The 25,989-nt window shown below is 39.8% G+C and carries 28 protein-coding genes, 5 tRNA genes and 1 pseudogene; 15 read left to right on the top strand and 19 right to left on the bottom strand.

Annotated elements, in window-relative coordinates; all coding sequences use genetic code 11:
- Positions 1–43: 43 nt before the first annotated feature.
- Positions 44–808 carry a TatD family hydrolase gene (locus QAP06_RS07390; protein ID WP_286465647.1) on the bottom strand — a complete coding sequence of 255 codons (765 nt, stop codon included), beginning with the start codon at positions 806–808 and terminating at the stop codon, positions 44–46.
- 74 nt (positions 809–882) lie between these two features.
- Between QAP06_RS07390 and ribE the strand changes: the two genes are divergently transcribed.
- The 4 genes from ribE to QAP06_RS07370 are packed head-to-tail and all read left to right on the top strand — an operon-like array spanning position 883 to position 3,430.
- The gene (gene ribE / locus QAP06_RS07385; protein WP_140491149.1) at positions 883–1,503 is read left to right on the top strand and encodes a riboflavin synthase; all 621 of its coding nucleotides are present in this window, start codon (positions 883–885) and stop codon (positions 1,501–1,503) included.
- Entirely contained in the window at positions 1,504–1,776 is a 273-nt protein-coding gene (locus tag QAP06_RS07380; RefSeq protein WP_001044047.1) for a FlhB-like flagellar biosynthesis protein, read from the top strand. It abuts the gene before it with no gap.
- 21 nt (positions 1,777–1,797) lie between these two features.
- Positions 1,798–2,781, top strand: a complete 984-nt coding sequence (locus QAP06_RS07375; RefSeq protein WP_286465646.1) for a methionine ABC transporter ATP-binding protein — start codon at positions 1,798–1,800, stop codon at positions 2,779–2,781.
- A gap of 1 nt (position 2,782) precedes the next feature.
- Entirely contained in the window at positions 2,783–3,430 is a 648-nt protein-coding gene (locus tag QAP06_RS07370) for a methionine ABC transporter permease (RefSeq protein WP_000625477.1), read from the top strand.
- 193 nt (positions 3,431–3,623) lie between these two features.
- Here the strand turns inward: QAP06_RS07370 and QAP06_RS07365 are convergent, their stop codons facing one another.
- Genes QAP06_RS07365 through wecA form a run of 3 tightly spaced genes read right to left on the bottom strand, consistent with a single transcriptional unit; the run spans position 3,624 to position 5,668 of the window.
- Positions 3,624–4,055, bottom strand: a complete 432-nt coding sequence (locus tag QAP06_RS07365; RefSeq protein ID WP_286465645.1) for a hypothetical protein — start codon at positions 4,053–4,055, stop codon at positions 3,624–3,626.
- Between the two features lie 9 nt (positions 4,056–4,064).
- Complete coding sequence (gene lpxF / locus QAP06_RS07360) at positions 4,065–4,661, bottom strand: lipid A 4'-phosphatase (protein ID WP_194147515.1); 597 nt, start codon at positions 4,659–4,661, stop codon at positions 4,065–4,067.
- The gene (gene wecA, locus QAP06_RS07355) at positions 4,658–5,668 is read right to left on the bottom strand and encodes an undecaprenylphosphate N-acetylglucosaminyl transferase WecA (RefSeq protein ID WP_286465644.1); all 1,011 of its coding nucleotides are present in this window, start codon (positions 5,666–5,668) and stop codon (positions 4,658–4,660) included. The genes lpxF and wecA overlap by 4 nt, the downstream gene beginning before the upstream one ends.
- A 135-nt stretch (positions 5,669–5,803) precedes the next feature.
- Here wecA and pdxJ point away from each other — a divergent pair, with 135 nt between their 5' ends.
- From pdxJ to flgG, 4 genes are all read left to right on the top strand, one after another.
- A complete protein-coding gene (gene pdxJ, locus QAP06_RS07350) occupies positions 5,804–6,592 on the top strand; it encodes a pyridoxine 5'-phosphate synthase (RefSeq protein WP_286465643.1) in 789 nt (262 codons plus the stop codon).
- A gap of 1 nt (position 6,593) precedes the next feature.
- Positions 6,594–7,517 (top strand): 4-hydroxythreonine-4-phosphate dehydrogenase, encoded by a 924-nt coding sequence (gene pdxA, locus QAP06_RS07345; RefSeq protein ID WP_286465642.1) that lies wholly within the window; start codon positions 6,594–6,596, stop codon positions 7,515–7,517.
- 63 nt (positions 7,518–7,580) lie between these two features.
- Positions 7,581–8,603 (top strand): tRNA (adenosine(37)-N6)-threonylcarbamoyltransferase complex transferase subunit TsaD, encoded by a 1,023-nt coding sequence (gene tsaD, locus QAP06_RS07340; protein ID WP_286465640.1) that lies wholly within the window; start codon positions 7,581–7,583, stop codon positions 8,601–8,603.
- A 181-nt stretch (positions 8,604–8,784) separates the two neighbouring features.
- Positions 8,785–9,573: a flagellar basal-body rod protein FlgG gene (gene flgG, locus QAP06_RS07335; RefSeq protein ID WP_000946437.1), complete on the top strand. Its 789-nt coding sequence runs from the start codon at positions 8,785–8,787 to the stop codon at positions 9,571–9,573.
- On the opposite strand, the gene QAP06_RS07330 is transcribed toward flgG, so the two are convergent.
- From QAP06_RS07330 to QAP06_RS07300, 7 genes and pseudogenes are all read right to left on the bottom strand, one after another.
- Positions 9,570–10,148 (bottom strand): flagellar biosynthesis protein FlgG, encoded by a 579-nt coding sequence (locus QAP06_RS07330; protein ID WP_286465639.1) that lies wholly within the window; start codon positions 10,146–10,148, stop codon positions 9,570–9,572. The two genes, flgG and QAP06_RS07330, sit on opposite strands and share 4 nt — an antisense overlap.
- Positions 10,149–10,636: 488 nt before the next feature.
- Positions 10,637–10,777, bottom strand: coding sequence for a hypothetical protein (locus QAP06_RS07325; RefSeq protein ID WP_000071314.1), 141 nt, complete (start codon positions 10,775–10,777; stop codon positions 10,637–10,639).
- A gap of 84 nt (positions 10,778–10,861) precedes the next feature.
- Positions 10,862–11,623 (bottom strand): YaaW family protein, encoded by a 762-nt coding sequence (locus QAP06_RS07320; RefSeq protein ID WP_286465638.1) that lies wholly within the window; start codon positions 11,621–11,623, stop codon positions 10,862–10,864.
- Positions 11,624–11,791: 168 nt separating this feature from the next.
- Positions 11,792–12,208, bottom strand: coding sequence for a transcription antitermination factor NusB (gene nusB, locus QAP06_RS07315; RefSeq protein ID WP_000235745.1), 417 nt, complete (start codon positions 12,206–12,208; stop codon positions 11,792–11,794).
- Between the two features lies 1 nt (position 12,209).
- Positions 12,210–12,680 carry a 6,7-dimethyl-8-ribityllumazine synthase gene (gene ribH / locus QAP06_RS07310; protein ID WP_286465637.1) on the bottom strand — a complete coding sequence of 157 codons (471 nt, stop codon included), beginning with the start codon at positions 12,678–12,680 and terminating at the stop codon, positions 12,210–12,212.
- Positions 12,681–12,689: 9 nt separating this feature from the next.
- A complete protein-coding gene (gene kdsA, locus QAP06_RS07305) occupies positions 12,690–13,520 on the bottom strand; it encodes a 3-deoxy-8-phosphooctulonate synthase (RefSeq protein ID WP_286465636.1) in 831 nt (276 codons plus the stop codon).
- Positions 13,507–14,173 (bottom strand): annotated as a pseudogene (locus QAP06_RS07300) (carbonic anhydrase). The gene kdsA and the pseudogene QAP06_RS07300 overlap by 14 nt, the downstream one beginning before the upstream one ends.
- Before the next feature lie 122 nt (positions 14,174–14,295).
- On the opposite strand from QAP06_RS07300, the gene pyrF reads away from it, so the two are divergent.
- Positions 14,296–14,979, top strand: a complete 684-nt coding sequence (gene pyrF, locus QAP06_RS07295; protein ID WP_001175337.1) for an orotidine-5'-phosphate decarboxylase — start codon at positions 14,296–14,298, stop codon at positions 14,977–14,979.
- Positions 14,980–15,810 (top strand): pantoate--beta-alanine ligase, encoded by an 831-nt coding sequence (panC, locus tag QAP06_RS07290; RefSeq protein WP_286465635.1) that lies wholly within the window; start codon positions 14,980–14,982, stop codon positions 15,808–15,810.
- Positions 15,811–15,823: 13 nt separating this feature from the next.
- On the opposite strand, the gene QAP06_RS07285 is transcribed toward panC, so the two are convergent.
- From QAP06_RS07285 to groES, 8 genes are all read right to left on the bottom strand, one after another.
- Positions 15,824–15,899 (bottom strand) — tRNA-Glu (locus QAP06_RS07285).
- A gap of 63 nt (positions 15,900–15,962) precedes the next feature.
- A tRNA-Asp gene (locus QAP06_RS07280) sits at positions 15,963–16,039 on the bottom strand.
- 39 nt (positions 16,040–16,078) lie between these two features.
- A tRNA-Val gene (locus tag QAP06_RS07275) sits at positions 16,079–16,154 on the bottom strand.
- A 40-nt stretch (positions 16,155–16,194) separates the two neighbouring features.
- Positions 16,195–16,269 (bottom strand) — tRNA-Glu (locus tag QAP06_RS07270).
- Positions 16,270–16,279: 10 nt separating this feature from the next.
- Positions 16,280–16,355, bottom strand: a tRNA-Lys gene (locus QAP06_RS07265).
- Between the two features lie 706 nt (positions 16,356–17,061).
- Positions 17,062–19,068, bottom strand: coding sequence for a Hop family adhesin HopZ (gene hopZ / locus QAP06_RS07260; protein ID WP_286467657.1), 2,007 nt, complete (start codon positions 19,066–19,068; stop codon positions 17,062–17,064).
- Positions 19,069–19,357: 289 nt separating this feature from the next.
- A complete protein-coding gene (groL, locus tag QAP06_RS07255; RefSeq protein WP_001040301.1) occupies positions 19,358–20,998 on the bottom strand; it encodes a chaperonin GroEL in 1,641 nt (546 codons plus the stop codon).
- A gap of 25 nt (positions 20,999–21,023) precedes the next feature.
- A complete protein-coding gene (gene groES, locus QAP06_RS07250; protein ID WP_000671945.1) occupies positions 21,024–21,380 on the bottom strand; it encodes a co-chaperone GroES in 357 nt (118 codons plus the stop codon).
- Between the two features lie 274 nt (positions 21,381–21,654).
- Between groES and dnaG the strand changes: the two genes are divergently transcribed.
- From dnaG to QAP06_RS07225, 5 genes are all read left to right on the top strand, one after another.
- Positions 21,655–23,334, top strand: a complete 1,680-nt coding sequence (gene dnaG, locus QAP06_RS07245; RefSeq protein WP_286465634.1) for a DNA primase — start codon at positions 21,655–21,657, stop codon at positions 23,332–23,334.
- Positions 23,331–24,383, top strand: a complete 1,053-nt coding sequence (locus tag QAP06_RS07240; RefSeq protein WP_286465633.1) for an MnmA/TRMU family protein — start codon at positions 23,331–23,333, stop codon at positions 24,381–24,383. Before dnaG ends, QAP06_RS07240 begins: the two co-directional genes overlap by 4 nt.
- A gap of 87 nt (positions 24,384–24,470) precedes the next feature.
- Positions 24,471–25,298 carry a DUF5718 family protein gene (locus QAP06_RS07235; RefSeq protein WP_286465631.1) on the top strand — a complete coding sequence of 276 codons (828 nt, stop codon included), beginning with the start codon at positions 24,471–24,473 and terminating at the stop codon, positions 25,296–25,298.
- A 145-nt stretch (positions 25,299–25,443) separates the two neighbouring features.
- Positions 25,444–25,725, top strand: a complete 282-nt coding sequence (locus QAP06_RS07230) for a TrbC/VirB2 family protein (protein WP_001272686.1) — start codon at positions 25,444–25,446, stop codon at positions 25,723–25,725.
- Positions 25,725–25,988 carry a hypothetical protein gene (locus QAP06_RS07225; RefSeq protein WP_000584956.1) on the top strand — a complete coding sequence of 88 codons (264 nt, stop codon included), beginning with the start codon at positions 25,725–25,727 and terminating at the stop codon, positions 25,986–25,988. Before QAP06_RS07230 ends, QAP06_RS07225 begins: the two co-directional genes overlap by 1 nt.
- The last annotated feature ends 1 nt before the right edge of the window (position 25,989 follow it).

Raw genomic sequence — 25,989 nt, 5'->3', positions numbered from 1 at the left:
TTATAACCAAACTTGAATAACGCTTTCTAATACAGCCCCATTTTCAGGGGAAACTAAAGAGCGTTTGAGCGTTATGCGTGCTTAAAGAGGCGAGCTCTTCAGTCTCTATGTTGATGATTTCGGCAATTTTTTGAGCGATTAAAGGGATATAAGTAGGGCTATTTCTGGTGCCTCTAAAAGGGTGTGGGGTCAAATAAGGCGAATCCGTTTCTAAAAGAAGCCTGTTTTTAGGGATTTTAGGGAGGATTTCTACCAGTCTTTTAGCGTTTTTAAAAGTGCTAACCCCTCCTATCCCATAATAAAAACGATCGCTTAATTCCAAAAGCATGCCATCAGCGTTAAAGCAATGCAACACCCCAAAAGCCTTAGGATAGCTTTTTAAAATATTCAAACTATCAAAACTCGCCTCTCTGATGTGGATAATCAAGGGCTTGTTGTGTTGGATAGAAAATTCAATCTGTTTGGTAAAAATTTCTTTTTGCTTGCTTTTATAATCCTCTCTTTCATTCAATTCAGGCAAGCGGTAGTAATCCAGCCCGCATTCGCCTATCGCCACGCATTTTTGATGACTGACAAATTTTTCAAACAAGCTTTCATCAAAGCTTTCCACATCATAAGGGTGAGCGCCTATGGCAAAAAACACGCCTTCAAATTTTTCGCTAATTTCTACCGCTCTATTCAAATCCTTCATGTCTGCGCCCGGAATCACGCATTGCGTAACGCCTTTTTCTAGGCTTTCTTTTAACACTTCTTCTAAATCGTTTTCATAATCCTTGTGATCCAAATGGCAATGCGTATCAATAAACATGCTTTTATCCTGTGGTTTTATTTAATATGTTACAATAATCAAACATTCTAACACAAGGAAAATAATCATTAACGATGTTCAGCGGTTTAATCCATCAAATAGCTAAAGTGAAAAGTTTCCAAAACAATATTTTAAGCATAGAGAGCGATCTCAATCCCAAGCTTGGCGATAGCATTGCGATTAATGGGGCGTGTTTGACTGCCATAGAAAGTTCAAAAACGCATTTTAGCGTGGAATTGAGCCAAAAAACCCAAAACAGCGTAGCGTTAGAAAATTACAAGGATTTAGTCCATATTGAGCCAGCTCTAAAAGCCGATGCGAGTTTGGACGGGCATTTTGTGCAAGGGCATATTGACGCTATCGGGGTCATTGAAAAAATCATTCACAACGCTAATCAAGTGGATTTTTTCATCAGCGCTTCTAAAGAAACGCTTTTATTGTGCGTTGAGCAAGGCTCTATCGCCATTGATGGGGTGAGTCTGACTTTAAGCAAGGTAGAAGAAAGGGGGTTTTGGCTAACGATTATCCCTTACACTTTAGAGAACACCCTTTTTAAGACTTATAAACTCAAACGGCGCGTGAATATTGAAACGGACATGTTGGTTCGTAGCGTTGCGTCTATTTTGAAAAAAACAAAAGGGTTTGAAAAAAATTTCTCTTGGAATGACGCCGATTCTTTGACTTTAGGGTATTAGATGAATAAAACCATAAAAGCCGCCGCTCTAGCCTATAACATGGGGCAGGATCATGCCCCAAAAGTGATCGCAAGCGGGGTGGGCGAAGTGGCTAAAAGGATCATTCAAAAAGCTAAAGAATACGATATAGCGCTCTTTTCTAACCCCATGCTGGTGGATTCGCTTTTAAAGGTGGAATTAGACTGCGCGATACCTGAAGAATTGTATGAAAGCGTGGTGCAAGTGTTTTTATGGCTCAATAGCGTGGAAAATAATGCGCAAATGTCCAAGTGATCGGGATATAAAGTTAAAACGATGGTAGTAGAATTAAAAAATATTGAAAAGATTTATGAAAATGGGTTTCATGCTCTAAAAGGCGTGAATTTGGAATTGAAAAAAGGCGATATTTTAGGCGTGATAGGCTATTCAGGGGCGGGGAAATCCACGCTCATTCGCCTAATCAATTGTTTAGAGCGCCCTAGTTCTGGCGAAGTTTTAGTCAATGGGGTCAATCTGTTAAATTTAAAGCCTAAAGAATTGCAAAAAGCGCGCCAAAAAATAGGCATGATTTTCCAGCATTTCAATTTATTGAGCGCTAAAAACGTGTTTGAAAACATCGCTTTCGCTTTAGAAATCGCCCGATGGGAAAAAACTAAGATTAAATCCAGGGTGCATGAATTGTTGGAATTAGTGGGGTTAGAAGATAAAATGCATTTTTACCCTAAACAGCTAAGCGGTGGGCAAAAACAACGAGTAGCGATCGCTAGGAGTTTAGCGAATTGCCCTGATTTGTTGCTTTGCGATGAAGCCACATCCGCGCTGGATTCTAAAACCACGCATTCTATTTTAACGCTTTTAAGCGGCATTCAAAAAAAGCTTGATTTGAGTATCGTTTTCATCACACACCAGATTGAAGTGGTTAAAGAATTGTGCAATCAAATGTGTGTGATTAGCAGCGGCGAAATCGTGGAAAGAGGCTCGGTGGAAGAAATTTTTGCTAACCCTAAACATGCCGTTACTAAAGAATTGCTTGGCATCAAAAACGAGCATGCAGATAAGAAATCGCAAGATGTTTATCGCATCGTGTTTTTAGGGGAACATTTAGACGAGCCGATCATTTCTAATTTGATCAGGCGTTTTAAAATAGACGTGAGCATCATTTCAGGCAATATTGAAGAGCTTACGACCAAAGATATAGGGTATTTAGTGGTGCGGTTTTTAGGCAATACTGCAGAGACTCAAAGGGCTTTAGAGTATTTAAACGCTTTAGGCTTACAAGTGGAAAAATTAAAGGATTAAAATGATTTCTCAAATGCTCATTCAAGCCACGCTAGAAACGCTTTATATGGTGTTTGTGGCGAGCTTTTTGGCGGTTGTTTTTGGCTTGCCTTTGGGGGTTTTATTGTTAGTGAGTAAAAAAGGGCATTTGTTAAACAAGCCCCTTTTGCATAAAATTTTAGACACTTCAATCAATATGACTCGCTCTTTCCCTTTTATCATTCTCATTATTTTGCTCCTGCCTTTATCGCGCTTTTTGATTGGCACAAGTATTGGCTCTAGCGCGAGCATTATCCCGCTAGCCATTTCAGCCATTCCTTTTGTCGCAAAGCTTTTTGAAAATTCTTTAATGGAAGTAGAGCATGGCAAGATTGAAACCACTTTAAGTTTGGGAGCGTCTAATTTGGAAGTCGTTAAAATGATGCTTTTAGAAAGCCTGCCCTCTTTAGCGAATAACATCACCATCACCTTAATTTCTTTAATAGGCTATTCGGCTATGGCAGGAGCGTTAGGGGCTGGGGGTTTGGGGGATTTAGCCATTAGGATTGGCTATCAAAGTTATAGGGGCGATGTGCTTTTTTATGCGGTGGTCGTGATTATTGTTTTAGTGCAAATCATTCAAAGCGTGGGGGATTATGTGGTGAAACGCCTAAGAAAGCATAAGTATTAGAGATTTGGCTCATCAATCAAATACGAATGTTCAAAGCCAACTTTAATACGCTCTGGTTTTTTAAATGGGGTTTCTAAGCTTTGTTTGTGGCGGAACTCAATCCTCTAAGAACGCTTTTAAAAGGTTATTACTCAAACTGAATTAGAGCTTTTTACGATGAATATCCAATTAAATCCTCATGCAAAAATTGGCTTTATTTTGTGCCGTTGATAAATTTATCCATCTGTTTTTCTAAGTCTATGATTTGCGTTATCGCTCCCTCTAAAATTTCAAAATTTTTAGCGTTTTTTGGGGTAATGCATGCAAGCTTGTTGGAAGTTTTTTCTAACGATTGGATGCCTTTAAGCAAGGTTTTTAAAACTTCTACGCTTTTAAAATCTTTCTCAAAATAGTCATCAAATTGCCGTTCTGTTTGAGACAAGTTCTCTAAAAAAGCGCTTTGAAGGCGTATTTGGGTGCGATCATGCCCGGTTTCTACACAAGTTTTATAGGTTTTATCGATCGCAATAAAAGCGTCTTTGGCTTTCAAAAAAGCCTTTGAAAGCTCAACGATGATTTCATAATGTTCGCCTTCCGCTCTTAAAAACCCTAAAAAGAGCGAAATGAGTAATAATTTTTTTAGCACTTTATCCCTTTACCATTGATAAGAAAAGCTCACCCCATAGCGGCTACTGCCCTTAAAATCGCTAGAAATTTCAGGATAGAGCATCCATTGTTTAGGTTTGTAGCGTGAAGTGAATAAATAAGCAAACCCCCATGCGATAAGGCTGCCGATCGTAACTTGCAAGATCGTGTGTTGTCCTGCCACCACTCTGCTAGCGTCAGTGAGGATTGCAAGAGCGATCACAGGAATAGCCGGCTTCCACCCGTAGCGGTAATACACAAACCCAGCCGCGCTAAACGCCCCCCCAGCATGCCCGCTTGGCATGCCTCTCCAGGAATTACAGCATGGGCGTTTGGCAAATTCCACTCTAGCCCCATCTTTATGGGCGGTGCTAAAAGCTCCTTTAAGGCCATAAATCACTCCTTGAGTGACTAATGTGCCGACCGCTAATTCCCCTAACCCTCTATAATCGCGCATCGCCAAACTGACCGTGCCGACAAAAATAGGCAAAAACCTAAGTACATCGCCAATCTCTTCTAAAATGTATGCCCCCTCATTGATTGGCTCACTCCTTAAAGGATAGACCCATAAGAGCAGGATCAAAAAAAGACTTTTGAGCTTTTTCATTGAAACGCTCGCTTTTCTAAGGCACAAACTTGCCTGTTCAAATAAGCATAGCCTATTAAATAGCATGCGATAAAGACCAGGCCAATGACAATGAGCGCATAAGAATTTAAGCGGAATAAGACGCTGATTAAAATAAAAGGCAGGTTGCACAGAATAAGGATAAACGCGCATAAAGGGTTAGGGTAATTAAAAGAGCGTTGTTGCAAGAATTTAAATAAAAGGGTGTGCAAATGCAAATTGTCCGGCATGGTGGCTTTCTGGCGTTTTATTTTGCGCCTTAGGATACTAAAAAGCACCTCTATGACCGGATAAAGCATTAAATTGAGCCCAAAAAACACGCTGATTTTTTGCTCTAAACTCAAATTCAAAAGGGAAATCCCGCACACCAAACCCAAAAAATACGCCCCCCCATCGCCTAAAAAAATCTTTCCTAAAGGGAAATTTAACACCATAAACCCAAGCACCATGTAAGCTAAGAGGCACGCCAAACTGCTAGGCTCTATATAATGGATGACTAAAAGAGTAATCGCACAAATCCCTGATGCCAGCCCGTTAAACCCATCAATAATATTGATAGCGTTACTGATGCCCACCAGCATAAAAATAGCGAATAAAAAAGCGATAAAATAAGGCAAGCTAAAAAGGGGCGAAAAATCGCTCACCACTAAAGGCGTTGATGAGATGATGCAAACGACCCCTACAGCTTGCAAAATAAGGCGTATTTTGGGGCTTAATAAAAGGTTAATGTCTTCTAAAAAACCGCTTAAAAATACCAATAACAAACCCAAAAAAACAAAAAACCCCTTAAAAGGCACTTCAAAAGGCTCAAAAAGATAAGCTAACACAAAAGAAAGAAAGATCCCAAGCCCCCCAGCTCGTGGGGTTCTTGCATGATGAAAGCCTTGTATCTTGTTAGCGTTATCCACAAAGAGCATGGATTTTTTAGACCACAGAACAATCAAAGAGCAAATAAATAAACTGGTTAAAAAATATAGCACCCACAACACTTTTTATTGGATTTAATTGGCATTTTGTTTTGGGTATTATAGCAAAAGATAACTTGATGATAAAATCTTATAGGTGTAAGAGGCGGGTTTTATGTTACAATTCCAAAAATCATTATTATAAAATAAAGGATAGTCATGCGTTTTGGATTGAATATTGATCACATTGTGACTTTAAGAGAGATAAGAAAGACTTATGAGCCTGAGATTTTAGAAGCCCTATTCATCGCTAAAAACACCCATAAAGTGGATTTAATCACCATTCATTTGAGAGAAGACAAACGACACATTCAAAATGAAGACGTTTTGAGGTTGCTTGAAATAAGCCCTTTGCCTATCAACATTGAATGCTCTATTAATGCTGAAATCACTGATTTTTTATGCTCTTTGAAAAATAAGCCCAGTAAGGTTACGATCGTGCCTGAAAACAGAGATGAGGTTACGACAGAGGGGGGGTTGGATTGCTCATTAAAGGGTTTAGGAGAGGTCATTAGAGCGTATCACAATAAAGGCATTGAAGTGTCTTTGTTCATTGATCCTTTAAAAGACTCTCTGCATTTTGCAAGGGAGCATCAAGTCAAGCAAGTGGAGTTCCACACTGGGGTGTATGCGAACTTGCACAACGCTCTGTATTCTAACGCTAACAATCAAATCCATGCCATTAGCGCACTCAAAGACAAAAGCCCTAAAGAATTGAAAGAAGAATTGCACAACGCCTTTTTGCAATTAAGAAAAATGAGTAAAGAAGCGTTTTTTATGGGTATCACGGCGTGCGCGGGGCATGGGTTGAATTATTCTAATGTGAAAGAATTGTTAAAAATCCCCTCTTTAAGAGAGCTTAATATCGGTCATAGCGTGATTTCAAAAGCGGTTTTTGTGGGATTAGAAAAAGCGATTTTAGAAATGGCACAACTCATTAAGCGATAAAATGGCTAAAAAGAAAATTGCGATCAGTTGTGGGGACATTCAAGGCGTAGGATTAGAATTGATTTTAAAAAGCCATAAGGAAGTGAGCGCGCTGTGTGATCCGTTGTATCTCATTGATGGCGAACTTTTAGATCGGGCCAATCAATTGCTTCATAACGCTTATGAAACTAAAACGCTCAATGCGATCGCTATCAATTCCCCCTTACCCTTATTAAACTCTAGCACGATAGGCAAAGTCAGCGCTCAAAGCGGGGCGTATAGTTTTGAGAGTTTTAAAAAGGCTTGCGAGTTAGCGGATGATAAAGAAGTGGATGGCATTTGCACTTTGCCTATCAACAAACTCGCATGGCAACAAGCTCAAATCCCTTTTGTGGGGCATACCGATTTTTTAAAACAACGCTATAAAGATCATCAAATCATTATGATGCTTGGGTGTTCAAAACTCTTTGTGGGGCTATTTAGCGACCATGTGCCTTTAAGTGCGGTTTCTCAGCTCATTCAAGTTAAAGCGTTAGTTAAGTTTTTATTAGCGTTTCAAAAAAGCACTCAAGCCAAAATCGTTCAAGTGTGTGGTTTTAACCCCCATGCGGGCGAAGAGGGTTTGTTCGGGAAAGAAGATGAAAAGATTTTAAAAGCCATTCAAAAGAGCAACCAAACGCTGGGCTTTGAATGTTTTTTAGGGCCACTGCCTGCTGATAGCGCTTTTGCCCCCAATAAGCGCAAAATAACCCCCTTTTATGTGAGCATGAGCCATGATGTGGGGCTAGCCCCTTTAAAAGCGCTCTATTTTGATGAAAGCATCAATGTGAGCTTGAACGCCCCCATTTTACGTGCTTCCACTGACCACGGCACAGCGTTTGATATCGCTTATCAAAACAAAGCGGACAACAAAAGCTATTTGAATGCGATCCAATATTTGGTTTAAAGATTTTAAAATACAAGCCAACAAAGTATCATTCAAGCAAAAACACCACCCAAAGATAAAGGCATGATTTTAAGCGTTGAAAGTTCTTGCGATGACAGCTCCTTAGCCCTTACAAGAATAAAGGACGCTCAACTCATCGCTCATTTTAAAATCTCTCAAGAAAAGCACCACAGCTCTTATGGGGGCGTTGTGCCTGAGCTTGCATCGCGCTTGCATGCTGAGAATTTGCCGCTCTTATTAGAACGCATTAAAATCAGCTTGAATAAGGATTTTTCCAAAATTAAAGCCATCGCTATCACGAATCAGCCAGGTTTGAGCGTTACTTTAATAGAAGGTTTGATGATGGCAAAAGCCTTGAGCCTGTCTTTGAATTTACCTTTAATTTTAGAAGACCATTTGAGAGGGCATGTGTATTCGCTCTTTATCAATGAAAAACAAACCTGCATGCCTTTAAGCGTGCTGTTAGTCTCTGGGGGGCATTCTTTGATTTTAGAGGCTAGAGATTATGAGGACATTAAAATCGTTGCCACGAGTTTAGACGATAGCTTCGGGGAGAGTTTTGATAAGGTTTCCAAAATGCTTGATTTAGGCTATCCAGGAGGCCCCATAGTGGAAAAATTAGCCCTTGATTATGCGCATCAAAACGAGCCTTTAATGTTCCCTATCCCTTTAAAAAACAGCCCGAATCTGGCTTTTAGTTTTTCAGGTTTAAAAAATGCGGTGCGTTTGGAAGTTGAAAAAAACGCCCATGATTTGAACGATGAGGTAAAACAAAAGATTAGCTATCATTTTCAAAGCACAGCCATTGAGCATCTAATCCAGCAGACTAAACGCTATTTTAAAATCAAACACCCTAAAATTTTTGGCATTGTGGGGGGAGCGAGCCAAAATTTGGCTTTAAGAAAGGCGTTTGAAAACTTGTGCGCTGAGTTTGATTGCAAGCTTGTTTTAGCCCCTTTAGAATTTTGCAGCGACAATGCCGCCATGATAGGGCGATCAAGCCTAGAAGCTTATCAAAAAAAGCGCTTTGTCCCTTTAGAAAACGCTAACATTTCGCCAAGAACGCTGTTAAAAAGTTTTGAGTGAATGGATACAAAAAGAAAGCGCAACATAAAACGCCTTAAAATTTATCAATAGCGTCAAGTATCGGTTATTTTGAATCCAAGAACTTAAAAAAGAGGGTGTTAAAAAAGCGCATTTTTAGTCAAATTTAATCTTATTTTGGTTAGAATTTTGGGTGATTAAGTTTTAGTTTAAAGGGAAAATCATGCTCCGTTCTCTCTATAGCGCCACTTCAGGGATGCTCGCCCAACAAACGCATATTGACACCACTTCAAACAATATCGCCAATGTCAATACCACTGGGTTTAAAAAATCTCGTGCGGATTTTAATGACTTGTTTTACCAAGCGATGCAATACGCCGGCACCAACACAAGCAACACGACTTTATCGCCAGATGGCATGGAAGTGGGCTTAGGCGTGCGTCCTAGCGCGATCACTAAAATGTTTTCGCAAGGCAGCCCTAAAGAAACGGAAAACAATTTAGATGTCGCCATTACGGGTAAAGGCTTTTTTCAAGTCCAGTTGCCTGATGGCACCACCGCTTATACAAGAAGCGGGAATTTTAAGCTAGACGAACAGGGCAATCTTGTAACAAGCGAAGGCTATCTCCTCATCCCTCAAATCACTTTACCTGAGGACACCACGCAAGTAAACATCGGTGTGGATGGCACGGTGAGCGTGACTCAAGGCTTGCAAACGACTTCTAATGTGATCGGGCAAATCACGCTGGCTAATTTTGTCAATCCAGCGGGGCTTCATTCTATGGGGGATAATTTGTTTTCCATCACCAACGCTAGTGGCGATGCGATTGTGGGCAACCCGGATTCTCAAGGATTGGGCAAGTTAAGGCAAGGCTTTTTGGAATTGAGCAATGTGAGACTGGTAGAAGAAATGACCGATCTCATCACCGCTCAAAGGGCTTATGAAGCCAATTCTAAAAGCATTCAAACCGCTGATGCCATGCTCCAAACCGTCAATTCTCTCAAACGCTAATTAGAGCGGTTGTTGCTATTCTTTAATTCTTGTGGCTTCTTGTGGCTAGGGTTTTTGAGTTTTTTAACACCGCTTTTTGGGCTATTGTTTGGGTTATTGCTTGATTGGTGTTCTCTTTTGATGAAAAAAACAGCTAGAACAGCTAGACCAATGAGAAAGATGATAGCCAGCCATGTTTTATTAGCTTCATTCGCTTGCTGTGTTTCTTGGTGTAAAGATTCACCGGAATCTACTTTAATAGTTTTAATAGTATTAATAAGTCGTTCCATTTCCTCTCGTCTTTGATCCCCATGTATGACCAAACAGCACCAAACAGTCAATATTACCCATAAAAAAAAAGAAGAGGCAAACCAACCAATCTGGATAAGTCCTCCTGCAAGTCCCCCCAAAAGAACAGCACTCAAAATAGAACTACGATCAGATACAAATGTTGGATCAATCATTGGAACAACAATTCCAACAATCATTGGAAAACAAAGAATGACCCAAAGAATAAAGCTGAATATAGCCGAAAAAATTCTACCTCTTAAGAAAAAAGCTAACCATGGAAAAAATACAGCTAATATATAAATCACAACTTACTCCTTTAATTTTATTTCTACCGCTCGCTCAAATCCCACCAACCCCCTTTTTAGTGATTAGTGATTAGTGATTAGTGATTAGTGATTAGTGATTAGTGATTAGTGATTAGTGATTAGTGATTAGTGATTAGTGATTAGTGATTAGTGATTAGTGATTAGTGATTAGTGATTAGTGATTAGTGATTAGTGATTAGTGATTAGTGATTATAACATCATTTTTTAAAATCATGTTTAACGCCCTAAAAAGCTCAAGCACACCCGCTAACTGCGCATAAAGATAGCGCTACAGACGCTAATGGGCTTTATTGATTTTACAACCAGAGAATGATGGTAATGATTAAAATATTTTGATACGCTTATTATTTTGGATAAGATAAATCTGATTTGAAAGTAGGAAACTATTGATTTTTCTTTAGGGCTAATTTAATGAAACGCTACTTTGATTTTTGGCACAGAAACCCCCTCCTTTAACCCTCTAACCCTTACTTTTTATCGTTTTTATGCTCGTGGTTAGCGTTGCATTGATTGGCTTGGTTTTGGCTATTTTTTTGGCAACTTTCGTTGTTTTGATTTTTAGCATCACCTTTTTGATTGTGGTGTTGATTACTGCAACTGTTACTCATTTTGTCTCCCTTAAATTAAAATAAAAACTAGATGCATTTTCGCATCTAGGTTTCCATTTTATACCTTTTTCCCTAAGAAAAAGCTTAAATGGATTCTATTTGCAACGACTTCTTATCTTCATTGGCTTGCTGTGTTTTTAGGCGTAAAGTGGCGACCACAATGCATGCCGGTATGGTTACCCTATAAGCCGGCCCCGCAAAATCAATCGCTGTCCATACGCCTGTAATGATCCAGCTAACAGGGCCTGTTAAAAAGCTCAGAGTTCTTGTAAGCGCTTGATTGCCCGCAAGCGATAAACCACGCCCTAGAATGGTTTTTGCGACCGCATTCGCAACAATGACAGCCAATTGATAAGATTTAAAGCCTCCCATTTTAAACAGCGTTAAAGTCGCCGCGCTTAAGGCTTGTCTGTTTAAATTGTCCGTGTTTTTTATGGACAATTCATCGCACATTTCTTTCACTTCTTCATCGTCCATTTCTTCCAAACTTCTTTCTAAGATTTTAGAAAGCATGTTTTGTTCAATTAAAGTCGTTTCGGTTTTCTTGTTGTAATTGACCTTTAATTTATCGCACACATCGCATAGGATCTCCTTGTATAAGACTCCTTCGCCTTTAATGAAGCTCGCAAAACTATTGCTCCCGTAGTATTGCAACTCTTCAGCGATTCTTTCTGCGTATTTAGCGTAATCATCGCCATGCCTTTTGTATTCTATGGAGCTTGCCAGTTTTTCATTGTGCCTTTTTTCGCCGTCTTTACCAAAAACAAGCACCTCAAACAAATCCAATAAATCACTAGATTCCAATTGCTTTAAAAATTCCAAATCTCTATCATATTTGTATGCCATATTATTCCTTTATATTGTTTTATCACTTGTTAAAAACAAACGACTTTTCGCACTCCATCGCTGTTTTTCTAAAGTGGTTACTGATTTTAATATCATTTGTCTAAAACTACACTTAAGCTTTAAAGCATCAATTCTTTATTTTTTAAAATCATTAAATATAAAACGCTCTCAATTTAAGGGTTTTTGAGCGAGTTTCTTGCTCAAAGAATCCAAGATAGCGTTTAAAAATTTAGGGGTGTTAGGCTCAGCGTAGAGTTTGCCAAGCTCTATGCATTCATTGATGATGATAGGGTTTTGCGTGGGCGTGAAGCCAATTTCATACGCTCCTAAGCGTAAAATCGCCTTTTCCATGCTCCCTAGTCGTTTGAAATCCCAGTCTTTTAAATGCGGTTCAATGAGGGCGTCAATTTCAGCCATTTTTTCTAACACGCCATTAAAAAGGCTTAAAGCAAAAGCAAGCTGGTTGTTTTTAATCTTTTTTTCTTCTAACATGCTAGAAGCGATTTTTTTAATTTCTTCATTACCGCTCTCAAACGCATACAATAATTCAACCACCGCCCCCCTGGCTTGAGTTCGTGTCGCCATTTTAACCCTTGAGAGTTTGGCACAAGCTCAATAATTCAATGAGGGTGCTCATCGCTTCAAAGCCCTTATTGCCGGCTTTACTGCCCGCTCTTTCAATCGCTTGCTCCACATTGTCCGTGGTCAGCACGCCAAAGCTTACAGGCATGCTGTATTTGAGCATCGTGCTGGCAATGCCCTTAGTCGCTTCCGCGCTCACATAGTCAAAATGCGGAGTCCCCCCTCTAATAATCGCTCCTAAAACGCACACGCCATCGTATTTTTCGCTTCCTAACAATCTCTCTAAAATGAAAGGCAATTCATAAGCCCCAGGTACCAGCACGATGTCTAAAAGCTCTTCATCGCCCCCATGCCTTTTAAAGCAGTCAATCGCCCCTTCTTGCAACCTGTCTGTGATGATATGATTGAAGCGCGATGTTAAAATAGCGACTTTTTCATTCCCTTGTAATTGCAATTTCCCTTCTATGATTTTCATGAAATTCCTTTAAAATAAATTTTGGATTTTTAACATGTCAGCTACTAAATGTTCTAACTCGTTAGGTTTTAACATGTTTGCCCCATCGCTTAGGGCGTTTTTAGGATCAACATGCGTTTCAGCGAACAGCCCATCAATCCCCACCGCAGCCGCAGCTCTAGCTAAAATAGGGGCAAAAGAGCTGTCTCCTGAACTTTTCCCGTTCGCTCCCCCTGGCATTTGCACGCTATGAGTAGCGTCAAAAATCACAGGGGCAAACTCTCGCATGATTTTTAAAGAGCGCATATCTACCACTAAATTCCCATACCCAAAGCTGCTCCCCCTTTCACACAGCCACACGCCATTTTTTAACGCTGTTTCATAAGTGGGGCTTTGAATGCTTTTATCTCTCGTTTTAAGGGCTTTTAGAACGGAATATTGCATGTCTTTTGGGTTCATGAATTGCCCTTTTTTGATATTGACAATGGCGTTAGTTTGGCTCACTCCTACAATCAGATCCGTTTGGCGGCACAAAAACGCTGGGATCTGTAAAATATCCGCCACTTTGGCCGCTGTGCTTGCTTGATAGCTCTCATGCACATCGGTTAAAATTTTATAGCCAAATTCCTCTTTGATGTTTTGTAACATTTCTAGGCCTTTTTCTAAACCAGGCCCTCTGTAACTCTCTAAACTCGTGCGGTTCGCCTTATCAAAACTCGCTTTAAAATAAAAATCCAACCGCTCGTTGTTGGCTAGGGGTTGCAATTTAGTAGCGATACTTCTTAAATTTTCTAAGCTCTCAATGACGCATGGCCCAGCGATTAAAACGGGTTTGGGGGTTTTTGTGTTAGAAGTTTTCATGACTTTTCCTTTGTTTAATGGTTTCTTCAATCGGCTCAAAAAAATGGCTTTCAAAATTATAATTATAAATCCTGCCTGTTTCTATGATATAGTGCCAACCAAAAATTTTTAATTCGTTATTCATCACTCTTTCTTGAATGAAATCATAGCTTAAGAGGTTGTTGAGTTGCAAGCGCACATTCAAACGCTCTGTAAGCCATGAACGCTTGGCAAAATGGTTGCTGAATTGCGGGTGGTTTTTTTAATTCTTCTTTAACAGGCTTTAAGAATTGTATCCAGTTTGCAATGTAGGGGGTTTTAGCTTTGGTGGTTTCATCATGGATTAAATGAATGCTCCCGCAAGCCCCGCAATCGCTATGCCCGCAAATGATTAAGTTTTGAATGCCCACATGCACAATAGCGTATTCAATGCTCGCAATAGTAGAAAGGGACTCTCTATAGCTTGTTTTAGTGGGGATCACATTGCCCATGTTGCGGATCACATACAATTCGCCCGGTTTGGTGCCAGTGATTAGATTAGGCACGACTCGTGAATCCACGTAAGAAATGAACAAAGTGTGGGGCTTTTGCTTGGTTTTTAAGCTCTCATAAAGCTCTTTAAACTCTTCGTATTCATTCTCTTGAAACTCTAACGCCCCTAAAAACGCTTCCACTCTTTAACCCTTAAAATCTCATTTTCTTAAACTTGGTTTTCATTTTAAAACGCTTATCATAGCTAAAAATCTTGCATTTCTTTTTGTTATAATGGCGTTATTTTACACTTTAAAGGGCTTTCATGCAATTATGTGTCGCATTGGACTTAGAAAAAAAAGAGGACAATCTTTCTTTATTGCAAGAATTAAAGGGATTAGATTTATGGGCTAAGGTGGGGCTTAGATCTTTTATAAGAGATGGGGCTGTTTTTTTAGATGAAATCAGAAAGATTGATGGGAATTTTAAGATTTTTTTGGATTTGAAGCTCTATGATATTCCTTATACTATGGCAAATGCCGCGCTAGAATGCGCGAAATTAGAAATTGATATGCTCACCGTGCATTTAAGCAGCGCTAAAAGCGCGCTAACCATTTTAATGCAACGCTTAAACGCTCTTAAAAAACGCCCCTTAATCATGGGCGTGAGCGCTTTAACCAGCTTTAGCGAAGAGGAATTTTTGAGCGTGTATAACGCTCCTTTAAAAACTCAAGCGATCAAATTAAGCGCTATGGGTAAAGAGAGCGGGATTGATGGGGTGGTGTGTTCGGTGTTTGAAAGTTTGGCGGTTAAAGAAGCTTTGGGTAAGGACTTTTTGACTTTAACCCCTGGCATAAGGCTGAATAAAAACGATAAAGAAGATCAAGAAAGGGTGGCGAACGCTAAAGAAGCTAAACAAAATTTAAGCGATTTTATCGTGGTGGGCCGCCCCATTTATCAGGCTAAAGAGCCTAGAGAAGTGGTTTTAGAGCTTTTAAAGGATTGTTAAATGCACGTGTTAGAAACGATTGCTGCTTTAAGAGAGTGTCGTAAAAGTTTGAAAGAAAGCGTGGGGTTTGTGCCGACTATGGGGGCTTTACACAAAGGGCATCAAAGCTTGATAGAAAGGAGTTTGAAAGAAAATTCCCACACGATAGTGAGTGTTTTTGTCAATCCCACGCAATTTGGAGCTAACGAAGATTTTAACGCTTACCCGCGCCCTTTAGAAAAGGATTTGGCTTTGTGTGAAGGATTGGGCGTTAATGCGGTGTTTGTGCCTAAAACGAGCGAAATGTATCCCTATGAAATAGAGCAACGCTTAAAACTCTACGCCCCTACATTTTTATCCCAATCTTTAGAGGGAGCAATGCGTGAGAGGCACTTTGATGGGGTTGTTCAGGTCGTGTTAAAATTGTTCCATCTTGTTAATCCTACTAGAGCGTATTTTGGCAAAAAGGACGCCCAACAGCTTTTAATCATCCAGCATTTAGTCAAAGATTTGCTTTTAGACATTGAAATAGCGCCATGCGAGATCGTGCGCGATGATGATAATTTGGCTTTAAGCTCTAGGAATGTGTATTTGGATGCAACGCAAAGAAAACAAGCCCTAGCCATTCCAAAAGCTCTAGAAAACATCAAGCAAGCCATAGATAAGGGCGAAAAAGCGTGCGAAAAGCTTAAAAAACTAGGGCTTGAAATTTTAGAAACCTTGGAAGTGGATTATTTGGAATTTTGTAACCACAAGCTAGAGCCTTTAACAACCATAGAGCCAACTAACACGCTGGTTTTAGTGGCGGCTCGTGTGGGCAAAACCAGGCTTTTAGATAATTTGTGGGTGTAGTTTGGAATTTTTGTGGCGACCCTTGAAAGATTTGAACTTCCGTTTCCACCGTGAAAGGGTGGTATCCTTGACCACTAGATGAAAGGGTCATTTTTAACGATTGACTATTATATTGGAAATAAAGCGTAGAAAATGATTTAAAAAGTTCTTGGTGGCGGAGCGGACGGGACTCGAACCCGCGACCCCCTGCGTGACAGGCAGATATTCTAACCAGCTGAACTACCGCTCCCTATCCAAACTCCATAGCCTAAAATGCATGCTTTAGTCATGGTGGTCGCTATAAGACTCGAACTTATGACATCTACCTTGTAAGGGTAGCGCTCTACCAACTGAGCTAAGCGACCAAAATATTGAGATAAATCCAACTAAACCCGTATAAAAGAGTGGTGACTCCTAGGGGATTTGAACCCCTGTAACCACCGTGAAAGGGTGGTATCCTAACCACTAGATGAAGGAGCCACGATGCTCATGGTGACCCGTGTTGGATTTGAACCAACGACCCATTCCTTAAAAGGGAATTGCTCTACCAGCTGAGCTAACGGGTCTCACAAAAATATAATGATACAATTTTTTTTAACGCTTGTCAAGGATAACTGAAAAATATTTTCATAGAAATGATGCGCTCTTAAAACGGCATAACAGCTTTTTGCTTAAATAAAAAACTTGGTTGCATTTAATGCTATAAGGATCACAATAGACGCCAGGCGTTTTTGTTATTGGTTAGTCTTGTTTTTAGGGGTTTTAAAAAGCTTTGTTTTTATCAAGATCTAACAAATCTTATTGGAATTTAATGCTTTTTTGTTTAAAAAATTTCATTGTTAAAAAATGGGGTTTTGTTTTATTGTTTTAGATCTTATTTTGTTGTAAAACGCATTTTCTTTTATTTTATTTTCTTAAAGGGATAGGAAGTGCTTTGAAACCATTCTCTCCCCTACACTCACAACTAAAATCACCCCAAAAAAGTGCTTTTTTTAAAAGATTATCGCTTAACTTAGTGTCAAGCTTCTCACTAACTAATATAAAAAATGCTAAAAAGGATTTTGCATCAAAACCTCCACAAAAATAAAAACTTAAAGATTAAAAAGTGAAAGTAGTGGGGATCAGCAAAAAGAAAAAGATCAAACCCCCCCAAAAAAGAGGCTTTAAAAAAGAAAGGCTTTAAAAAAGAAAGGCTTTAAAAAAGAAAGGCTTTAAAAAAGAAAGGCTTTAAAAGAAATCCCTTAAAAAGTGAGTTTCACAAAGAGTCAAACATTAGTAAGCAAACACATAATTCAAATACACGCTATAAAGCCTGCGGTATTGGAGTTGAGTGCCTAGCAAAGAATAGTAATTGGTGTTGATCGTGGGGATCTTCACGCCTAGTTCCACGCCATGCTGAGCCGCATGATCGCTCGCTTTTTTCTTATTCTTAGCGAGATTCATTCTCAAGCCCAAGTTGAATAAGAATTGGAAATTCGCCACATTCATTTTAGCACTATAGAAATTATTGAATGTCGCTAAATTCACATATTGAGAATTAAGCCACGAAGTGCCGGCTAAGGCGATACCCCCAAACACCCCAAAAGAAATCTTGCTGTTTTTGGTGGCTTTATCATTGATAAAGTTATAGAGGACATCTGTTCCTACCCCATAAGTGAACACATCAGAGGCTGAATTGAAAAAGCTGGATTTAATATAAGCATGGTTGTAATCAAAAAAGCCGTAATATCTAGCCCCCCATCGTTTCTTTTCACCAAAAAATTGTTTATACCCTATTTGCACGCCGATCCCATTCATCGCGCCATTGTTGGTTTGAGAGCTGATTAATCCAACGCGTCTGAAAGGGTTATGCCCTAATTCTTGCGTGGCGTTTAATAATTGCGAATAAGCGCTTTGGTTGACTTGATAAACGGCCTGTAAGCCCCTGGGGTTATTAGGGTTAGTGGATTGGCTTATCAAATTTTTAAGGAATGGGGAATTAGGCGTGTTTGAAGCGGTCGTGGTGATGCTGTTATAAGTGCTGTTTAAATTGCTAAGGCTGCCTCTAAAATCAAGTATAGTGCGTGCAAGCAACTCAGATTGCTTGATTTGCTCGACTTGAGTGCCAAAATGCGCAAGGCTGTTATTTAAAGCCGTTATCGTCTCTTCTACATAGGCGCAACCCGCTCCCCAAGTGTTAGAAGTAACCCCTTGATTAGGTGTTGTGCCATCTGTTTTACAGCTTGCCAAGTAATTTGTGATAAATTGGCTTGGGATAGTGTCAAGGTCTTTTTTCATTTGAGCGGCTAGTTCAAGCATCTTGGCTTGCGCTTGCGCGTGATTGAGCATGTTTTGAGCGAAAGCCCTATCAGAAGAGGTGTAAGGATTGAAATCTTGTGGCGCGTTTTGATTGCTTTGCTGGTTAGTGTTAAGGCTTTGAGCTTGCGCGACGATTTCTTGGGCGTTTTTGATCATGTTGGTAACGGCGCTAAATTCCGTGGCAAAAACCTGACACACATTCCCGGACGTATCTAAACCCCACGGCGCACCTCCATTTTGTCCTGGACTGTGATTGACCCATGGGCAGTTTGTAGTGAGGACGCTTATCATTTTATTGGCTTCTTGCAAAAGGGTTTGAGCGTCATTAGTAGTAGGAATAGTAGTTTCACTTTTACTAGATCCATTAATTTGCATTGTTACTTTGACTTCTATCTTTTGACTCGTGTTATTCAAGACAGGCACCCCTTGCTTTAACGCTTGTTGGAGAACCTGATAAGCCTGATTAAGCATTTTAAAATTCTCAATGGATAAAGGGCCGCTAACCCCATTGTTATAACCGGTTAAATTGCAATTAATGGAATTTGAATTGTGTCCTGGTTGGCCATCAAAAGTTACGCTTTGTTGACTACTCCTACCAGGACCGCATTGGACATTATAGGCGATGACATTCCACAGCCCCACCGCCGCATTCAACGCCAAATACACCGCTTGATACGCCGGGGAGTTGGTTTTTTCGCCAATCAAACCCTGCGTGTTCGCTTTTAAATTATCGATCGCATTATTGATTTCTGAAGGGCTGCTCGCGTTCGTTACCGCCTGATTGAGGTTGTTGAAATTGTTTAAAAGATTGCTCAAATTTTCATAAGTGTCTGAAAGTCTTTTCAATTCGCCGGTGTTTTTCACCATTTGAGCGGCTTCACCGATTTGATAGCCGGCGCTTATAAAAAAGCCGTTGTCTTCAGCGTTTAAAAGCGATGAAGCGAGAGAGAGAGAGAGAGTAAAAGGGTTTTTTTCATAAATATCCTTTGAAATTAAATTTGAGTGATTGAGATTTTATACATTAAGAATGTATTTAGGGCATTGTAGCATAAAATCGTTTTTTTTTGTCATTTGGAGAAAATTTTAGAATTTTTGCATTTTTTGCGCTTTTGTTTGGGTGGTATTGGAAAGAGTTTTTAGATTTTGTTTTAATGGAGCGCTAATGATAAAAGCTTAACAGAGATTTTTTGTTGCATGTTTTCAAAAGCGAGCGGTTTTGTCAAATAAAAGCCCCCAAAAAGAGGGCTTTTATCAAGAAAAGCAAGGGGGCTTACATCATGCCGCCCATGCCTCCCATGCCGCCCATGCCACCCATATCAGGCATTGCAGGGGTTGCTTTTTCTTCTTTGATTTCATGCACGGTGGCTTCTGTGGTTAAAAGCAGGCTTGAAACCGAAACCGCATTTTGCAAAGCGATCCTTTCTACTTTTAAGGGGTCAATAATGCCTTCTTTAAACATATCCACATACTTGCCGTTGCTAGCGTTAAAACCAAAATGCCCTTCGTGTTTTTGCACTTCATTCACGACCACACCGCCATCATAACCGGCATTGATAGCGATTTGAGCTAATGGGGCTTTAATGGCGCGCATGATGATTTCATAGCCCACTTTTTCATCATCGTGTAAATTCAAATGCACTTTTTGAGCCGCGCGAATGAGGGCCGCACCGCCGCCAATCACAATGCCTTCTTCAACAGCCGCTTTAGTCGCGCTCAACGCGTCATCAACCCGGTCTTTTTTCTCTTTCATTTCCACTTCACTCGCAGCGCCCACTTTAATCACAGCCACACCGCCAGAGAGTTTAGCCAATCTTTCTTGCAATTTTTCTTTGTCATAATCGCTTGTCGTGCTTGCAATTTGGGTTTTGATTTGCGCGACTCTGTCTTTGACATCATGGCTATGGCCTTTGCCATCTACGATCGTGGTGTTGTCTTTGTCAATCACAATCCTTCCGGCTTTGCCTAAAAACTCCACTTCAGCGTTTTCTAAAGTCAAGCCTAATTCTTCGCTAATGACTTGACCGCCGGTTAAAATAGCGATGTCTTTGAGCATTTCTTTTCTTCTGTCCCCAAAGCCTGGAGCTTTAACCGCTGCGATATTCAACACGCCTCTTAATTTATTCACCACTAGAGTCGTTAAAGCTTCGCCCTCAATGTCTTCAGCGATGATTAAAAGCGGTTTGCCTTCTTTCATGGTTTTTTCTAGTAGCGGGAGAATGTCTTTCATGCTAGAGATTTTTTTATCCGTTAAAAGGATGTAAGCGTTATCCAATTGAGCGGTCATTTTCTCAGCGTTTGTTACAAAATAAGGGGAGAGGTAGCCTCTATCAAATTGCATGCCCTCTACGACATCCAATTCATCTTCAATGCCCTTAGCTTCTTCAACGGTGATCACGCCGTCTTTACCCACTTTTTCCATAGCGTCAGCGATGAGTTTCCCGATATTGTGATCGGAGTTTGCAGAAATGGTCGCTACTTGGGTGATTTCTTCTTTACCGCCTACTTTTTTGCTCGCTTTTTTAAGCTCATTAATAATCGCTTCAGCGGCTTTATCCATGCCTCGTTTCACTTCAATAGGGTTAGCCCCAGCCGTGATATTCCTCAAACCTTCTTTAAAAATGCTATAAGCAAGCACGGTCGCTGTGGTCGTGCCATCGCCGGCAGCATCAGCGGTTTTGCTCGCTACTTCTTTAACGAGTTGAGCGCCCATGTTAGCCACCGGGCAACTTAATTCAATCTCTTTAGCCACGCTCACGCCGTCTTTGGTGATGCTTGGAGCGCCATAGCTTTTTTGGATCAACACATTCCTGCCTCTTGGCCCCATGGTTACTTTGACAGCGTCATGGAGTTGTCTCACGCCTTCAAATAAAAGGTTTCTTGCGCTATCTGAAAATTTGATTTCTTTTGCCATTTTGTATCCTTAATAATAATGTTTTTTAGTGTTTTTTGTGATCATGACAGCAAGCTTCATGCTCTTTAGCATGTTTATGGTCATGATTATCTGTATGACAGCAAGAGCCTGAGCCCACAATACCTAGAATGTCTTCTAGTTCTAGCACCATGTATTCAACGCCGTCTAAAACGATTTCTGCGCCTTTGTATTTGCCAAAAGCGATCACATCGCCTTCTTTAACGCATTTGCAACCCTCGCTGATTTTATGGCTAACCGCTTTGACTACGCCCATTAAAGGCTTTTCTTTAGCGTTATCAGGGATGATGATGCCTGAACTGGTTTTGTTCTCTTCTTCAAGTCTTTCTACTAAGACCCTTTCTCCTAATGGTTGAAACTTCATTTCAGCTCTCCTAAGTTTTGATAAATAAAATAGAAAATTAGCGCTTAGTATTCTTAAGCGACATAACTATAGCGCATTTTTAGGGATAAGTCAAGCCATAAAAACAAAGCTAACAATATAACTATAAGAATTATTAAGTCTATTTGTATAAAGTTTCATTAGTTTAAAAATATAAGGATTAGATAAAAGGGGCGTTATTAATAAAGATTTTTTAATTGAGTATAATTCATTCAAACAGCTTAAAACAAGAAGCACGATAAAGAAAGCATGAAAAATGATTCTTAAAAGTTCCATTGATCGCCTTTTGCAAACGATAGATATTGTAGAAGTCATTAGCTCTTATGTGGATTTGAGGAAGTCAGGTTCTAGTTACATGGCTTGTTGCCCTTTTCATGAAGAAAGGAGCGCGAGTTTTAGCGTCAATCCAATTAAAGGGTTTTACCATTGCTTTGGGTGTGGGGCGAGCGGGGATAGCATTAAATTTGTGATGGAGTTTGAAAAGCTTTCGTTTGTGGAAGCATTAGAGAAATTAGCCCACCGATTCAATGTGGCTTTAGAGTATGACAAAGGCGTTTATTATGATTATAAAGAAGACTACCACCTTTTAGAAATGGTGAGCTCGTTGTATCAAGAAGAGCTTTTTAACGCCCCGTTTTTTTTGAATTATTTGCAAAAAAGAGGGCTTAGCTTAGAGAGCATAAGAGCGTTTAAATTAGGCTTATGCACGAATAGAATTGATTACGGCATTGAAAATAAAGGCTTGGATAAGGACAAACTCATTGAATTAGGCGTGCTGGGCAAAAGCGATAAAAAAGATAAAACCTATTTGCGTTTTTTGGATCGCATCATGTTCCCTATTTATAGCCCTAACGCTCAAGTGGTGGGCTTTGGAGGGCGCACCTTAAAAGAAAAAGCGGCCAAGTATATCAATTCGCCCCAAAATAAGCTTTTTGATAAATCCAGTTTACTCTATGGCTATCATTTGGCTAAAGAACACATCTACAAACAAAAGCAAGTCATTGTAACAGAGGGGTATTTGGATGTGATTTTATTGCACCAGGCGGGTTTTAAAAACGCCATAGCCACGCTTGGGACAGCTTTAACGCCATCGCATTTGCCCTTGCTTAAAAAAGGCGATCCAGAAATCCTCTTAAGCTATGATGGGGATAAGGCAGGGCGAAACGCAGCCTATAAAGCGAGCTTGATGTTGGCTAAAGAGCAAAGGGGGGGGGGTGTGATTTTGTTTGAAAACAACCTAGACCCTGCGGAGATGATCGCTAATAACCAGATTGAAACCTTAAAAGACTTGTTATCGCGCCCCATGGCTTTTATTGAATTTGTTTTAAGGCGCATGGCGGGTTCTTATCTTTTAGACGATCCTTTAGAAAAAGATAAGGCCCTTAAAGAAATGTTAGGGTTTTTGAAAAACTTTTCCTTGCTTTTACAAAATGAATACAAGCCCTTAATCGCTATGCTTTTACAAGCGCCTTTGCATGTTTTAGGGATTAGAGAGCCAATTTCTTTTCAGCCTTTTTACCCCAAAACAGAAAAACCTAATCGCTCTCAAAAGTTTGTGCATGTTTCTAACGCGCTCAGTTTGGAATTTTTAGAAAAATTAGTGATCCGCTATCTTTTAGAAGACAGAAGCTTGTTGGATTTGGCGGTGGGCTATATCCATAGTGGGGTATTCTTGCATAAAAAACAAGAATTTGACGCTTTGTGTCAAGAAAAATTAGACGACCCTAAATTAGTTGCGTTATTATTAGATGCGAATTTACCCCTAAAAAAAGGGGGTTTTGAAAAGGAATTGCGTTTGTTGATTTTGCGCTATTTTGAGCGGCAACTCAAGGAAATCCCTAAAAGCTCGCTCCCGTTTAGCGAAAAAATGATCTGTTTGAAAAAGGCTCGCCAGGCCATTATGAAATTAAAACAAGGAGAATTAGTCGCCATATGAAAAAAATAAAAGCTTTAGCCTTATTCAGTGGGGGGTTGGATAGTTTGTTGTCTATGAAATTACTCATTGATCAAAGCATTGAAGTAACCGCTTTACACTTCAATATAGGGTTTGGGGGGAATAAAGATAAAAGAGAGTATTTTGAAAACGCCACCGCGCAAATCGGGGCTAAGCTCCTAGTGTGCGATATTAGAGAGCAATTTTTTAACGATGTGTTGTTCAAGCCCAAATACGGCTATGGGAAATATTTCAACCCTTGCATTGATTGCCATGCCAACATGTTTAGGAACGCTTTTTATAAAATGCTTGAATTGAACGCGGATTTTGTTTTGAGTGGGGAAGTGCTAGGGCAACGCCCTAAATCCCAAAGGAAAGAAGCGCTAAATCAGGTGAGGAAATTAGTCAGAGAAGTGGGCGAAGAGGCGCGTTTTGATCCCATTTTAGACCGAACGCAAGCAAGCGGTGAGAAACCGCAATTTTTGGACGAACTGCTCTTAAGGCCCATGAGCGCGAAACTCTTAGAGCCTACTTTCATGGAAAAAAAGGGCTGGGTTGATAGAGAAAAACTTTTAGATGTGAGCGGTAGGGGGCGAAGCAGGCAATTGCAAATGATTAAAGATTACGGCTTGAAATATTATGAAAAGCCAGGTGGGGGGTGCTTGCTTACGGACATTCAGGTGAGTAATAAGATTAAGAATTTGAAAGAATACAGAGAAATGGTGTTTGAAGACAGCGTGATTGTCAAAAACGGGCGTTATTTTGTCTTACCCAATAACGCTCGTTTAGTGGTGGCAAGGAATGAAGAAGAAAACCACAAGCTAGACATTGAGCACCCCTTAATGGACAAGATTGAATTGCTAGGCTGTAAAGGCCCTTTGAGTTTAGTGGATAAAAACGCCAGCAAAGAAGATAAAGAATTGGCCGGCCGTATCGCTTTAGGCTATGCTAAGACTTTAAAAAATCAAGCTTATCTCATTCAAATAGGGAACGAAAAGCGCGAGCTTTACCCTTTGGATAAAGAGAGCGCCAGAGAGTATTTGTTCGCTTGAAAGGGAGTTTTTGAGAATTTTAGGGGTTTTCTTTTATGCTATAATGAAAAAAGCTCTATTCATTAAGCTATTTGCTAGGAGGTTTGCATGCAAGAGTTTTTAGGTTTTGGTGTGGTGGGGAATTTTGCAGGGCATTTGGAGCAAGCGGGAGAGAGTCATAGTTTTATCAACATGAAAAGCGAAGAAAAGGACGCTCCTAAGGGGTTATTCCCTTTTTATATCCCGTATGAGAGTTGCTATTTGGGGCGTTGTTGCATTGATAACCATAAAATTATTTTGCCTAATGATCCCAATTTAAGGGTGCAAGCAGAGCCAGAAATCGCTTTAGAATGCGATGTTAAATACGATGAAAAACATTTGGTAACCAAGCTTGTGCCTAATTTTTTCATGGCGTTTAATGACGCTTCTGTGCGCAATCTAGAAGCCACAAAACTCTCCCAAAAAAAGAATTTTTCACCAGCTTCTAAAGGCATAGGGCAGAAATTGCCTATTGATAGGTTTGTTTATGGGGGGGTGTGTAACAATTTCTCTATCGCGTCTTTTTTGAAATATAATCATGTTTGGCACATTTATGGGGAAAACAGCAAATTGCTCAAATACGAGTTTTTTTATCAAAAGCTTTTAGACTGGATCAAAGACCAACTAAACCACCAACAAGATGGCGATTCTTTAGAGGCTCTAAGACCTTTTTTAGAGCGCCATAATTTCCCTACCAAAATGATTTTTGCGATTGGGGCTACCCCTTATATGCCTTTTGCGCAAGAGCATTTTTTACAAAAAGGCGATGAGGTGGTGATTGTTGCTTACAACCATTTACAATATAGTTTTGAAAAGATTCAAAGCCTCTTAGAAGAAGACACCCTACAAACCAAAGAACACACTAATCTTTCTTATGTCTATCAAATCGTAGAATAGTAAGGCTTTTACCTCTTCAGCTTTGCTTTTTTACCCTTTTAAAGATTAAATGCACCCCTTTTGACCCCCTTTTAGAGGATTTTTATGGTTTTTTTGAGATAATAAAGCCTTATAAAGTTAATTAAAATTAAACAAAAGGGTTTTGATGTCCGCTCATTTTTTAAAAATCATTTTTTTAGTAGGCATGTGCGTTTCAAGTTTGTTCGCTGAAGGTTTAGAGGGGTTTTTTAACGCCCTAGAAGCCCAGCTCAAAAGCCCCATCGCTAAGGGGATTTTAATGGTGATTTTCATAGGGATCGCTATTTATGTGTGGAGGAATTTAGACCGGTGGAAAGAGATTTTATTCACGATCCTTGGCGTGGTGTTTGGGATTTTTTTATTCTTTAAAGCCCCGAGCTTAGCGAATTGGTTTATGGGAATTTTTTAATGATTATCCTCTCAGCGAGCGTGAAGAATTTGCGTGAAATTTCGGTTAAAGAAAAATTTTTATGGCTGAACGCTAAATCTTATTTGATTTCTGTTTTTGCGCCTTTTATCTTGCTCCCTTGGATTGATTTATTGAGCGCTTTTTTATTGTATTTAGGGTTTTTAGCGCTCTTTAGCGTGCTGGAATTTTTTGATGAAGACATTGCAGATATTATCGTAGCTAAAAGCAAAATAAAGACTAAAACCAAATGTTATAGAGCGTAGG

Source organism: Helicobacter pylori (genome assembly GCF_030323545.1).
Taxonomy (GTDB): domain Bacteria; phylum Campylobacterota; class Campylobacteria; order Campylobacterales; family Helicobacteraceae; genus Helicobacter; species Helicobacter pylori_CO.
The sequence above is the reverse complement of the archived record's forward strand: the minus strand, read 5'-3'. Positions and strand labels throughout refer to the sequence as shown.

Bases quoted from the DNA above. Each gene is read 5' to 3' on its own strand.
- QAP06_RS07235 (WP_286465631.1), top strand. From the start codon at position 24,471: ATGCAAGAGTTTTTAGGTTTTGGTGTGGTGGGGAATTTTGCAGGGCAT.
- QAP06_RS07320 (WP_286465638.1), bottom strand. From the start codon at position 11,623: ATGGCATACAAATATGATAGAGATTTGGAATTTTTAAAGCAATTGGAA.
- QAP06_RS07325 (WP_000071314.1), bottom strand. From the start codon at position 10,777: ATGAGTAACAGTTGCAGTAATCAACACCACAATCAAAAAGGTGATGCT.
- pyrF (WP_001175337.1), top strand. From the start codon at position 14,296: ATGCAATTATGTGTCGCATTGGACTTAGAAAAAAAAGAGGACAATCTT.
- QAP06_RS07225 (WP_000584956.1), top strand. From the start codon at position 25,725: ATGATTATCCTCTCAGCGAGCGTGAAGAATTTGCGTGAAATTTCGGTT.
- groES (WP_000671945.1), bottom strand. From the start codon at position 21,380: ATGAAGTTTCAACCATTAGGAGAAAGGGTCTTAGTAGAAAGACTTGAA.
- lpxF (WP_194147515.1), bottom strand. From the start codon at position 4,661: ATGAAAAAGCTCAAAAGTCTTTTTTTGATCCTGCTCTTATGGGTCTAT.
- panC (WP_286465635.1), top strand. From the start codon at position 14,980: ATGCACGTGTTAGAAACGATTGCTGCTTTAAGAGAGTGTCGTAAAAGT.
- QAP06_RS07380 (WP_001044047.1), top strand. From the start codon at position 1,504: ATGAATAAAACCATAAAAGCCGCCGCTCTAGCCTATAACATGGGGCAG.
- pdxJ (WP_286465643.1), top strand. From the start codon at position 5,804: ATGCGTTTTGGATTGAATATTGATCACATTGTGACTTTAAGAGAGATA.
- QAP06_RS07370 (WP_000625477.1), top strand. From the start codon at position 2,783: ATGATTTCTCAAATGCTCATTCAAGCCACGCTAGAAACGCTTTATATG.
- QAP06_RS07240 (WP_286465633.1), top strand. From the start codon at position 23,331: ATGAAAAAAATAAAAGCTTTAGCCTTATTCAGTGGGGGGTTGGATAGT.
- flgG (WP_000946437.1), top strand. From the start codon at position 8,785: ATGCTCCGTTCTCTCTATAGCGCCACTTCAGGGATGCTCGCCCAACAA.
- tsaD (WP_286465640.1), top strand. From the start codon at position 7,581: ATGATTTTAAGCGTTGAAAGTTCTTGCGATGACAGCTCCTTAGCCCTT.
- groL (WP_001040301.1), bottom strand. From the start codon at position 20,998: ATGGCAAAAGAAATCAAATTTTCAGATAGCGCAAGAAACCTTTTATTT.
- kdsA (WP_286465636.1), bottom strand. From the start codon at position 13,520: ATGAAAACTTCTAACACAAAAACCCCCAAACCCGTTTTAATCGCTGGG.
- dnaG (WP_286465634.1), top strand. From the start codon at position 21,655: ATGATTCTTAAAAGTTCCATTGATCGCCTTTTGCAAACGATAGATATT.
- ribH (WP_286465637.1), bottom strand. From the start codon at position 12,680: ATGAAAATCATAGAAGGGAAATTGCAATTACAAGGGAATGAAAAAGTC.
- QAP06_RS07390 (WP_286465647.1), bottom strand. From the start codon at position 808: ATGTTTATTGATACGCATTGCCATTTGGATCACAAGGATTATGAAAAC.
- nusB (WP_000235745.1), bottom strand. From the start codon at position 12,208: ATGGCGACACGAACTCAAGCCAGGGGGGCGGTGGTTGAATTATTGTAT.
- QAP06_RS07230 (WP_001272686.1), top strand. From the start codon at position 25,444: ATGTCCGCTCATTTTTTAAAAATCATTTTTTTAGTAGGCATGTGCGTT.
- ribE (WP_140491149.1), top strand. From the start codon at position 883: ATGTTCAGCGGTTTAATCCATCAAATAGCTAAAGTGAAAAGTTTCCAA.
- QAP06_RS07375 (WP_286465646.1), top strand. From the start codon at position 1,798: ATGGTAGTAGAATTAAAAAATATTGAAAAGATTTATGAAAATGGGTTT.
- pdxA (WP_286465642.1), top strand. From the start codon at position 6,594: ATGGCTAAAAAGAAAATTGCGATCAGTTGTGGGGACATTCAAGGCGTA.